General features: G+C 73.4%; 11 protein-coding genes. 6 read left to right on the top strand and 5 right to left on the bottom strand.

The features are described 5' to 3' along the window. The 3 genes from AB5970_RS18905 to AB5970_RS18895 form a co-directional block, all read right to left on the bottom strand. Positions 1-189: hypothetical protein (locus AB5970_RS18905; protein WP_370505498.1), on the bottom strand; the 189-nt coding region annotated here is incomplete at its 3' end. Next, complete coding sequence (locus tag AB5970_RS18900) at positions 186-1,154, bottom strand: phosphotransferase family protein (protein WP_370505497.1); 969 nt, start codon at positions 1,152-1,154, stop codon at positions 186-188. The genes AB5970_RS18905 and AB5970_RS18900, both read right to left, overlap by 4 nt. A gap of 4 nt (positions 1,155-1,158) precedes the next feature. Next, positions 1,159-2,871, bottom strand: a complete 1,713-nt coding sequence (locus AB5970_RS18895; protein ID WP_370505496.1) for a S8 family serine peptidase — start codon at positions 2,869-2,871, stop codon at positions 1,159-1,161. Positions 2,872-3,036: 165 nt separating this feature from the next. On the opposite strand from AB5970_RS18895, the gene AB5970_RS18890 reads away from it, so the two are divergent. The 6 genes from AB5970_RS18890 to AB5970_RS18865 are packed head-to-tail and all read left to right on the top strand — an operon-like array spanning position 3,037 to position 8,118. Next, a complete protein-coding gene (locus AB5970_RS18890; protein WP_370505495.1) occupies positions 3,037-3,951 on the top strand; it encodes an ABC transporter ATP-binding protein in 915 nt (304 codons plus the stop codon). Further along, complete coding sequence (locus AB5970_RS18885) at positions 3,948-4,694, top strand: ABC transporter permease (protein WP_370505494.1); 747 nt, start codon at positions 3,948-3,950, stop codon at positions 4,692-4,694. The genes AB5970_RS18890 and AB5970_RS18885 overlap by 4 nt, the downstream gene beginning before the upstream one ends. A 16-nt stretch (positions 4,695-4,710) precedes the next feature. Beyond that, positions 4,711-5,247, top strand: a complete 537-nt coding sequence (locus AB5970_RS18880; RefSeq protein ID WP_370505493.1) for a hypothetical protein — start codon at positions 4,711-4,713, stop codon at positions 5,245-5,247. A gap of 57 nt (positions 5,248-5,304) precedes the next feature. Next, entirely contained in the window at positions 5,305-6,249 is a 945-nt protein-coding gene (locus AB5970_RS18875; protein ID WP_370505492.1) for a COX15/CtaA family protein, read from the top strand. 40 nt (positions 6,250-6,289) lie between these two features. Then, the gene (locus tag AB5970_RS18870) at positions 6,290-7,306 is read left to right on the top strand and encodes an ATP-binding cassette domain-containing protein (RefSeq protein ID WP_370505491.1); all 1,017 of its coding nucleotides are present in this window, start codon (positions 6,290-6,292) and stop codon (positions 7,304-7,306) included. Then, positions 7,306-8,118 carry an ABC transporter permease gene (locus AB5970_RS18865; protein ID WP_370505490.1) on the top strand — a complete coding sequence of 271 codons (813 nt, stop codon included), beginning with the start codon at positions 7,306-7,308 and terminating at the stop codon, positions 8,116-8,118. The genes AB5970_RS18870 and AB5970_RS18865 overlap by 1 nt, the downstream gene beginning before the upstream one ends. A 31-nt stretch (positions 8,119-8,149) precedes the next feature. Here the strand turns inward: AB5970_RS18865 and AB5970_RS18860 are convergent, their stop codons facing one another. Together AB5970_RS18860 and AB5970_RS18855 are read right to left on the bottom strand one after the other, a co-directional pair. Then, positions 8,150-8,743, bottom strand: a complete 594-nt coding sequence (locus AB5970_RS18860; RefSeq protein WP_370505489.1) for an NUDIX domain-containing protein — start codon at positions 8,741-8,743, stop codon at positions 8,150-8,152. After that, the gene (locus AB5970_RS18855) at positions 8,743-10,413 is read right to left on the bottom strand and encodes a CTP synthase (protein WP_370505488.1); all 1,671 of its coding nucleotides are present in this window, start codon (positions 10,411-10,413) and stop codon (positions 8,743-8,745) included. The genes AB5970_RS18860 and AB5970_RS18855 overlap by 1 nt, the downstream gene beginning before the upstream one ends. Between the last annotated feature and the right edge of the window lie 118 nt (positions 10,414-10,531).

The raw sequence follows: 10,531 nt of genomic DNA, 5'->3' as shown, positions 1-10,531 counted from the left end.
GAGCGCGCCGCGCAGGTCGACGTCCGCCGGCCCCGGCGTGCCCGACCGCGTGGGCAGCGGGCTCATCGCGAGGTACCAGCCGTAGAGCACCTGGTCGAGGTCGGCGCCGCGCGGCTGCTCGGGACCCGCCAGGCCCGCGAGCAGCTCGGCCGCCGCCGCCACGTCCGGGTGGACGCGCCCGGCCGTCACGCCGGCACCGGCTCGACGACCTGCCGCGCGAGGCGACGGTGGCGCTCGATCTCGGCGCCGGGGTCGGTCATCCAGCTGCGCAGCTGCAGGGCGCGCACCAGCAGCCGGGCGGCCACGAACGCCGTGAGCACGGCCCGGTCGACCGCCAGGCCGCGCGCGGCCTCGTACGCGCTGAGCAGCGCGGTCACGGGGGCCCCGTCGAGGGTCTCCCCCGCGCTGACGTACTCCTGCACGGCTCCCGCGACGTCCCACCGGGCGTCCCCTGACCCGGCGTACTCCCAGTCGACCAGCGTCGCGACGCCGTGCGGCCGGACGAGCACGTTGGCGAACCGGACGTCCCCGTGCACCAGGACGTCGTCGGTCCACGCCGCGCGCATGCGGGCCAGCGCGTCGGCGTGCTGCTCGTCGGCGAGGATCGCGGAGACCAGGCCGGACAGCTCCGCGCTGCGGTCGATGACCGCGGGCCGCGTCGGGCCGGCGAGGTCGAGCACCCACGGACGCGCCGGGCCCATCGGCGCCAACCCGGTGGACACGCGGTGCCAGAGCCCGAGCGTCGTGCCCAGCTCGGCCGCGAACCGGCCGCTCGTCGGCTCGGGCTGCAGGTCGAGGCGGCGGGCCGCCAGCACGCCCTCCAGCACCAGCACCTGCTCGTCGGCGTCGTGCAGCAGCAGGCGGGGCACACGGTCGGCGAGGTCGCCCGACGCCGTCGCGGCCCGGTAGAGCTCGACCTCGCGGGCGGGGTCGCCCTGGCCGGGCTCGCGGTCGGGCGCGAGGTCCTTGACCGCGAACCCCCGGCCCGACCCGAGCTCGACCAGGGCGACCCCGTTGGACTGCGAGACGTTGCGGGCCGTGAGCCCGTAGCGGTGGATGTCGGCGGGCGACAGGAGGCCGCGCTCGAGCAGGAGCCGGACCCCGCGTCGGGCCAGCTCGGTGCGCCCAGCCGGGCGCGGCCTGCCTGTCGTCATGTGCTCACACCTCGTGCGGGGTGCCGTCGTCATCCACGTAGTACCACCCCGCGCCCTCGGCCGGTGCGTCGGACGTCGCCGCGCCGCCCTCGGTGAGCCGCTCGCGCAGGCCACGCAGCCGGCCGAGGCCCGCGACGTTCGGCGTGACCCGGCTCGCGATGCCGCCGGGCCGCAGGACCGTCGCCTCGAGCACCGTGGGATCGATCTCCGTGGGGAAGCCGCAGATCGCGGAGTCGCACCCGAGCGACGACGGGCAGCCGTCGATCGCGGACGGGCACCGCAGCGCCGACGGGCACCGCAGGGCCGAGATGTCGCAGTCGCCGGTCAGCCGCGTCACCGGCGTGCAGACCGTCTTCAGGCGGGTCCGGCACAGCACCGGCAGCCGCGACGGCGGGCAGAACGAGATCACGCTCGGGCAGCGCAGCCGCGACGGCGGGCACCTCAGCAGCGACGGCACGATGACGAGGTCGCCGCACTTGACCGCGGCGAGGGCGTCCACGCGACCGTGACCCCAGCTGTTGTCGAACGAGCCCGCGCCCAGCTTGACGGCCGTGTCCTGCAGACACTGCTTGATCTTCGCGTTGCTGTGCCCCGGGTGCCGGCTCCACATGAGCGCCGCCAGCCCGGTGACCAGCGGCGTCGCCATCGACGTGCCGCTGAGCTGGCCGTAGTTGAGCCCGAACCCGCCGCCGGTCGCATAGGTCGGGAGCGTGGACAGGATGTTCCTGCCCGGTGCCACGACCGTCACCTCGGGACCGACGTTGGAGAAGCTCGAGACCGTGTCGCCCTGGTCGGTGGACCCGACCGCGATGACGCCGGTGATGGTGGTCGAGTACGCCGCGGGGAAGATGACCGGCCCGGCGTTGTCGTTGCCGGCCGCGGCGATGACGAGCATGCCGTGGTCGGAGGCGTACTGGCACGCGTCCCGCTTGACCTGCGCGTCCGCGCCGCCGCCCGAGTAGTTGATGACGGCCTTGATGCCGAGCGCCACCGCGTGGTCCGTGATCTCCTCGACCGCGTCCGCGAAGTCGGCGCCGCTCCCGTTGCCACCCGCGTCGAGGGTGCGACAGACGTAGACCGGGGAGCCCCAGTCCATGCCCGCGACGCCCGCGGCGTTGTTGCCGGTCGCAGCCGCGATCCCGACGACGTGCGTCCCGTGGCCGTGCAGGTCCATCGGGGTGCCGCCGTCGACGAAGTCGGTGCCGAGCGTGATCCGGGTCGCGTCGTTGAGGTCGTCGTGGTCGAGGACCCCGCCCGACATCGAGATGCCGGAGTCGATGACGCCGATGAGCACGGCCCCGGTGCCGGTGACCAGGTCCCAGGCCGCCTCGGCGTTGACCGCCGGCGGTGCCCACTGCTGCGGGTAGCGCGGGTCGTTGGGCACCACCTGCGCCCGGTCGATCACGTCCGGCTCGACGTAGGCGACCGCGGGCTCGGCCTCGACCGCGCCGGCGTTCTCGGACAGCGTCTGGTCGAGGTCGGCCCCCTCGGGCAGGAGGACGACGAGGCGTCCGGTCGGGCTGGGCCCGCGGACCACCTTGCTGCCGTCCGGCAGCGTCGCCAGCGCAGCGGCGACGAGCTCGTCGGCGGAGCCCGTCGTGTCGGTCGCGGCCAGCTGCACGACCACGCGTCGCGCCGCCACCGTGACACGTTCGCCGAGGACCGTCGCCTCGGTCGAGTCGAGCGCGGAGTCCGAGCTCGGTTGTTCGTCGATCATGTCGGTCACCCCCAAGGGAGTTCCGTGACCGCGGGCGCGACCACGGGACGCCGGTCGGCGCACGCGTCGACGCGGTCGTCACCCGAAAGGAGGACACCGGAGGCCGCCGGATACGCGCGGGGGCGAAGACCGACACCTGTGGTGCGCGCCCTAGACTTCCCTCTCGTGCCCGACTCCCCCGCGCTCGAGATCTCCGGGCTCGTCAAGCGCTACGGCGGCCGACCCGTGGTCGACGGGCTCGACCTCGTGGCCCACCGCGGCCAGGTCACCGCCGTGCTCGGACCCAACGGCGCGGGCAAGACGACCACCGTCGAGTGCTGCGAGGGGCTCCGCGAGCCCGACGGCGGCACGGTGCGGGTGCTCGGCCACGACCCGCTCACCGAGGCCCGGGAGCTGCGCCCCCGCGTGGGCGTCATGCTCCAGGACGGCGGCCTGCCCACGGCAGTCCGGGCGCACGAGATGCTCGCCCACGTCGCCCGGATGTACGCGGAGCCCCGGGACCTGGCCGAGCTCAGCGAGCGGCTCGGGCTCGCATCGTTCGCCCGCACCACGGTCCGCCGCCTCTCGGGCGGCCAGCGCCAGCGCCTCGCCCTGGCGGCCGCGATCGTGGGCCGCCCCGAGGTCGTCTTCCTCGACGAGCCGAGCGCCGGCATGGACCCGCAGTCCCGGCACGCCGTCTGGGACCTCGTGCGGGAGCTGCGCGACGAGGGCGTGGCCGTCCTGCTCACCACCCACCTCATGGACGAGGCCGAGGACCTGGCCGACCAGGTCGTCGTCGTCGACCACGGCCGGGTGATCGCGCGCGGCTCGGTGCCGTCGCTGGTCGCCGCGGCGGACGACCGCTCGGTCCGGCTCGAGACCACCCCCGGGCTCGATCTCGGGTCCGCGCTGGGTCCGGGCTTCGTCGTCACCGAGCCGCGCGACGGCTCCTACACCGTGACCGGCGCCGTCGACCCCGGGACGGTCGCCGCCCTCACCGCGTGGCTCGCCGGCCAGGGCGCCCTCGTCACGCAGCTCTCCGTCGGGCGGCGCACGCTCGAGGACGTCTTCCTCGACCTCACCGGACGGAACCTGCGATGAGCGCCGCCCCCACCCTGCAGCGCGTCGCCGCCCAGACCTCGTTCGAGGCCCGCGCCATCCTGCGCAACGGCGAGCAGCTGCTCGTGACCATCGTCGTGCCGGTCCTCGTGCTGGTCGGGCTCACCACGGTCACCTCGATCGACCTCGACACCGGCGGCGCCAGCCGGGTCGACTTCCTCACGCCGGGCATCCTGGCCCTCGCCGTGATGACCACGTCGTTCACGTCGCAGGCCATCGCCTCGTCGTTCGACCGCCGCAACGGCGTGCTGCGGCTGCTGGCCACCACCCCGCTCGGTCGCGGGGGGCTGCTGGCGGGCAAGGTGCTGGGGGTGCTCGTCGTCGAGGCCGTGCAGGTGGTCGTCATCGGCGCGACCGCGCTGGTGCTCGGCTGGCACCCGGACCCGGTCGGGCTGCTCCTCTCGGTGGTCGCGATCGTGCTCGGGACGGCAGCGTTCACCGCGCTGGCCCTGCTCGTCGCCGGGACCCTGCGCGCGGAGGCGGTCCTCGCGATCGCGAACCTGCTGCTGCTTGTGCTGGCGGTCGCCGGCGGCGTGGTCGTCCCGGCGAGCCAGCTGCCGGGGGCGATGTCCCACGTCGCGCTGCTGCTGCCGTCGGGCGCGCTCGGTGAGGCGATGCGCGAGACGCTCCTGCACGGGGTGCTCCCGCCCTGGTCGGTGGTCGTCCTCGTCTGCTGGGCCGCGGGACTGGGCTGGGGCGCGAGCCGGCTGTTCCGCTGGCACTGACCGCTACCGTGGGCCGATGGACGCCGCGCAGGACGCCTCGTTCGCCACGGCCCTGGCCGCCGAGTACGCGGCGCTCGTGCGCACGGTCTCGGAGTTCGACGGCCGGCTGCTGACCGTCAAGAGCTGGTCGGTCACCCTGAGCCTCGCCGGGATCGGCCTCGGGTTCCAGCAGCAGCACTACGCCCTGTTCGCCCTCGCGGCGGCCACGGGAGCGGCGTTCTGGCTGATCGAGGCGATGACCAAGCGCCACCAGGTCCGCTACTACCCGCGGATGCGGCAGATCGAGGCGTGGTCCGCCGCCGCCGACCTGCGGCTGGGCGACCTGCCGGTCTCGGCTCCCCGCATCGACTGGGCGTGGACCGCCGCGGGCCGCGACGACCCGGCGCGCGCGCTGGCCGAGCCCCCCCGGGAGATGACGAGCGCGGAGATCCGCCGCATGCGCCGGCACGTCGCCTGGCTGCCGCACGTGTTCGTGCCCAGCGCGTTCGCGGTGGTCCTCGGCGTGCTGCTGACGGTGCTGGCCGCGGTCGGCACGCTCGACGTCCCGCTGTGACGAGCCTCGCCCGGCGACCGGTCGGGACCACGCGGACCGGACCGTAGGCTGGTCGTCGTGAGCTCGACACCCGCCCTCGACGCCCGCCCGTCGACCTTCGAGCGGATCCGCGACCGCTGGCAGTGGACCGCCGTCGTCGCCAACCTCGTGGGTCAGGTCCTCATCATCGTGACCGGCGGGGCGGTGCGGCTCACCGGCTCCGGGCTGGGCTGCTCGACGTGGCCCGAGTGCGAGCCCGGACACTTCACGCCGCAGCCGCACCAGGCCACGTCGATCCACCCGTTCATCGAGTTCGGCAACCGGACCGTCAGCGGCGTGCTCGTCGTCGTCGCCCTGCTGGTCGCCCTGCTCGTGGTCACGGACGCCCGCCGCCCGTGGTCGTACCGCCGGCTGGGGCTCGTGCCGGTGATCGGCGTCCTGCTGCAGGCGGTGATCGGCGGCATCACGGTGCTGGTCGACCTCAACCCCGCGATCGTCGGCAGCCACCTGCTCATCTCCATGGCGCTCGTGGCGTTCTCCACCTGGCTCGTCGTGCGCACCCGCGAGGGCGACGGCCCGGCCGTGCCGCTGGTCGACCGGACCACCCGCCTCCTGGTCCGCCTGCTCGCCGGGCTCACCGCGGTCGTGCTCGTGCTCGGCGTGGTGGTCACCGGCGCCGGGCCGCACTCGGGCGACGACGAGGTGGGCTACCGCTTCGACGTGGACCCGTGGCTCATGGCCAAGCTGCACGCGGCCTCGGTCTGGGCGTTCGTCGCGGTGCTCGTCGTCGTCCTGGTGCTCCTGCGCCGGCGCGGCGTGACGGGCCGACCGTGGACCACCGGCCTCGTGCTGCTCGGCGTCACGCTCGGGCAGGGGCTCATCGGCTACGTCCAGCTGTTCACCGGCCTGCCGATCGGCCTGGTCAACCTGCACATGCTGGGCGCCGCGCTGCTCGCCACGGCGGTCACGTTCTTCGTCGGCAGCCTGCGCAGCCGGGCGCCCGAGGGCGTTCTGCACCGGTAAGTCCTGTCGCGTTGTCAGGGGTCTCTCCTAGCCTCGACCCATGGCAGACGCGATCACCGCCCAGGGACTCGTCAAGCGCTACAAGACCGTCACGGCCCTCGACGGGGTCGATCTCGCCGTGCCCACGGGCTCGGTCCTCGGCCTGCTCGGCCCCAACGGAGCCGGCAAGACCACCATCGTCCGCATCCTCACCACGCTGCTGCAGCCCGACGAGGGCACCGCGACGGTCGCGGGCGTCGACGTGCTCGAGCGGCCGCGCGACGTCCGCCGCCGCATCGGCCTCTCGGGCCAGTACGCGGCGGTCGACGAGTACCTGACGGGGTTCGAGAACCTCGACATGATCGGCCGGCTCTACCACCTCGGCGCCAAGCGGTCCCGGGAGCGGGCACGGGAGCTGCTCGCGTCGTTCCGCCTCGAGGACGCCGCCGACCGCCCGTCGCGCACCTACTCCGGGGGCATGCGGCGCCGGCTCGACCTCGCGGGCGCGCTGGTGGCGGACCCGCCGATCATCTTCCTCGACGAGCCGACGACGGGCCTGGACCCGCGCGGCCGGACGGAGATGTGGGAGGTGATCCAGGGGCTGGTCGCGGGCGGGACCACGCTGCTGCTGACCACGCAGTACCTCGAGGAGGCCGACCTGCTCGCGGACGACATCGTCGTCATCGACCACGGCCGGATCATCGCGCACGGCACCGCCGACCAGCTCAAGCTGCAGGTCGGTGGCGAGCGCCTCGAGCTCACGGTCCGCGACCCCGCGCAGCTCACCGCCGCCCGGGACCTGCTGGAGCCGCTCGGCGTGGGGGCGGCGGGCCTCGACGTCGGGCGTCGCACGCTGCTCATGCCCGTCAGCGGCGGAGCCCAGGTGCTCACCGACGCGCTGCGCGTGCTCGACGACGCGGGGATCACGATCGACGACGTCGGGCTGCGCCGGCCCACGCTGGACGACGTCTTCCTGGCCCTGACCGGCCGCGCGACCGAGGACGGTGAGGAACCTGCCCCGCCACCCACCACGCCCGGCCGCCACGCGGCCGCCGAGTCCCCGGCAGGGGGTGCGTGATGGCCGCGCCGACCGTGTTCTCCGACGCCTACGTGGTGGCCAAGCGCAACATCATCAAGATCAAGCGCGTCCCCGACCTGCTGGTCTTCACCACGCTCTCGCCGATCATGTTCGTGCTGCTGTTCGCGTACGTCTTCGGCGGGGCGATCGCCGTCCCCGGCGGCGCGGACGCCGACGCGTACCGCGAGTTCCTCATGGCCGGGATCTTCGCCCAGACCGTCATCTTCGGCGCCACCATCACGGGCGCCGGGCTGGCGGACGACATCAAGAAGGGCATCATCGACCGGTTCCGGTCGCTGCCCATGGCGCCGTCGGCGGTGCTCACCGGCCGCACGATCTCGGACGTCGCCAACAACGTGCTCGTGCTCATCGTCATGTCGCTGACGGGGCTGCTGGTCGGCTGGGGCATCCACAGCTCGGTGCCCGAGGCCGTGCTCGGCTACCTGCTGCTGCTCGTCTTCGCCTACGCGATCTCGTGGATCATGGCCTGGCTCGGCATGCTCGTGCCCAGCCCGGAGGTGTTCAACAACGCCACGTTTATCGTGATCTTCCCGCTGACGTTCGTGGCCAACACCTTCGTGCCGCTCGAGACCCTGCCGGCCCCGTTGCAGACGTTCGCCGAGTGGAACCCGGTGTCGGCGGTGACGCAGGCGTCGCGCGAGCTCTTCGGCAACATCCCTCCGGAGGTCCCCACGCCGGACGCCTGGCCGCTGCAGCACGCGGAGGTCTACACGCTCATCTGGGCGGCGATCTTCCTCGCCGTCTTCGTGCCGCTGGCCAACTACCAGTACCGCCGCTCGACCAGCCGCTGAGGGCGGCGGTGCCCCCGCGGGGGCACCGCCGTCAGGCGTCGGCCGATGCCAGCGTCGACCACCCGCGGGCCCGCGCGGCCGCCGCGGCGAGCACGCCCGTCACGGCCGTGGGGCTGTGCAGGCGGCCCGTCAGCGCCGCGTCGACGGCCTCGTCCAGCGGCACCCACACGGGCACCATCGAGGCCTCCTCGTCGGTGCGGGTGTACCGGTCGGCGTGCGCCACGGGCCGCAGGTCGCGCGCCAGGAAGACCGTGATGCGCTCGTTCGAGCCTCCGGGGGTGGTGAAGAACTCGACCAGCCGCCACCACGAGCCCGCGACGAGGTCGGCCTCCTCGGCCAGCTCGCGCGCGGCCGCCAGCACCAGCTGCTCGTCGGGCACGTCCCGCAGGCCGGCCGGCGGCTCCCAGAGCTCGGACCGCACCGGGTGCCGGTACTGCGACAGGAGCAGCACGCGGTCGTCGTCGTCGAGGGCGATCACGGCGACCGCGCCGGGGTGCGCAACGTACTCGCGCAGCACCTGCGTCTCGCCGAGGTCGACCACGTCCCCGACCAGGTCGAACACCTTGCCCGCGTGGATCACCTCGTGCGACACCACGGGACGCGGCGCCGTGAGGTCGTCGAGCATCAGGACTCGTCGCCCCGCTGGGCGAGGGCAGCCTCGACCAACCCGGCGAACAGGGGGTGCGCCCGCGTGGGCCGCGACTTGAACTCGGGGTGCGCCTGCGTGGACACGTAGTACGGGTGCACGTCCTTCGGCAGCTCCACGAACTCGACCAGCGAGGTGTCGGGCGAGACGCCGGAGATCACCAGGCCGGCGTCCTCGAGCTTGTCGCGGTACGCGTTGTTCACCTCGTAGCGGTGCCGGTGGCGCTCGGACACGCGGGTGGCGCCGTACGCCTCGGCGACGACCGAGCCCGGCGTGAGGACGGCCTCGTAGGCGCCCAGGCGCATGGTGCCGCCCAGGTCGCCCTCGCCGCCGACGATCGCCAGCTGCTCGGCCATCGTCGCGATGACGGGGTGCGACGGGTCGGCGTCGAACTCGGACGACGACGCGCCGTCGAGCCCCAGCACGGTTCGCGAGTACTCGATGACCATGCACTGCAGGCCGAGGCAGATGCCGAGCGTCGGGATGAGGTTCTCGCGGGCCCAGCGCAGCGCGCCGAGCTTGCCCTCGATGCCGCGCACGCCGAACCCGCCGGGCACCAGCACCGCGTCCACGCCCTCGAGGGCCAGCCGGGCGCCCTCGGGGGTCTGGCAGTCGTCGGAGGTGACCCAGCGGATGACCACCTTGGTGTCGTGGTGGAACCCGCCGGCCCGCAGCGCCTCGGTGACCGAGAGGTACGCGTCGGGCAGGTCGATGTACTTGCCGACCAGGGCGACCTCGACGCGGTGCGTGGGCTGGTGGACGCGGTGCAGCAGCTCGTCCCAGCCCTTCCACTCGACGTCGCGGAACGGCAGGCTGAGTCGCTGCACGACGTAGGCGTCGAGCCCCTCGGAGTGCAGCACGCGCGGGATGTCGTAGATGCTCGGCGCGTCCTTCGCGGTGACGACGCCCTCGACGTCGACGTCGCACATGAGCGCGATCTTGCGCTTCGTCGCGTCCGGCACGTCGCGGTCGGCGCGCAGCACGATCGCGTCCGGCTGGATGCCGATGCTGCGCAGGGCTGCCACGGAGTGCTGGGTCGGCTTGGTCTTCAGCTCGCCCGACGGGCCGATGTACGGCACCAGCGAGACGTGCAGGAAGAAGCAGTTGTCGCGGCCCAGGTCGTGGCGCACCTGGCGGGCCGCCTCGAGGAACGGCAGCGACTCGATGTCACCGACCGTGCCGCCGATCTCCGTGATGATCACGTCGACGTCGGTGTCCGCCTGCTGGCGCATCCGCGTCTTGATCTCGTCGGTGATGTGCGGGATGACCTGCACGGTGTCGCCCAGGTACTCGCCGCGGCGCTCCTTGGCGATGACCTGCGAGTAGACCTGCCCGGTGGTCACGTTGGCGGAACCGACGAGGTTCACGTCCAGGAACCGCTCGTAGTGGCCCACGTCGAGGTCCGTCTCGGCCCCGTCCTCCGTGACGAAGACCTCGCCGTGCTGGAACGGGTTCATGGTGCCCGGGTCCACGTTGAGGTACGGGTCGAGCTTCTGCATCGTGACCTTGAGGCCACGGGAGCGGAGGAGTCGGCCGAGGCTGCTCGCCGTGAGGCCCTTGCCGAGGGAGGAGGCGACACCCCCGGTGACGAAGATGTGCCGGGTCGTGGATTCCGACCGCCCGGAGAGTCGATGCGCGCGCTCTGTCACGGGATTCCAACCTACCCGACGAACGCCCTCTGCCGGAGTGCCCCGCGGGGTGAGTCCCGACACGTCGTGCGTCAGACCAGCGGTGCGTTGGGGTTGGCGGGGTCGGGCACGCGCTCGA

Source organism: Cellulomonas sp. ICMP 17802, assembly GCF_041295535.1.
Taxonomy (GTDB): domain Bacteria; phylum Actinomycetota; class Actinomycetes; order Actinomycetales; family Cellulomonadaceae; genus Cellulomonas.
This window is presented reverse-complemented; position numbering and strand designations above follow the sequence as displayed.

What these genes read in the sequence shown, in the direction of transcription:
- AB5970_RS18880 (WP_370505493.1), top strand. Translation starts at nt 4,711, where the DNA reads ATGGACGCCGCGCAGGACGCCTCGTTCGCCACGGCCCTGGCCGCCGAG.
- AB5970_RS18900 (WP_370505497.1), bottom strand. Translation starts at nt 1,154, where the DNA reads ATGACGACAGGCAGGCCGCGCCCGGCTGGGCGCACCGAGCTGGCCCGA.
- AB5970_RS18860 (WP_370505489.1), bottom strand. Translation starts at nt 8,743, where the DNA reads ATGCTCGACGACCTCACGGCGCCGCGTCCCGTGGTGTCGCACGAGGTG.
- AB5970_RS18885 (WP_370505494.1), top strand. Translation starts at nt 3,948, where the DNA reads ATGAGCGCCGCCCCCACCCTGCAGCGCGTCGCCGCCCAGACCTCGTTC.
- AB5970_RS18865 (WP_370505490.1), top strand. Translation starts at nt 7,306, where the DNA reads ATGGCCGCGCCGACCGTGTTCTCCGACGCCTACGTGGTGGCCAAGCGC.
- AB5970_RS18895 (WP_370505496.1), bottom strand. Translation starts at nt 2,871, where the DNA reads ATGATCGACGAACAACCGAGCTCGGACTCCGCGCTCGACTCGACCGAG.
- AB5970_RS18870 (WP_370505491.1), top strand. Translation starts at nt 6,290, where the DNA reads ATGGCAGACGCGATCACCGCCCAGGGACTCGTCAAGCGCTACAAGACC.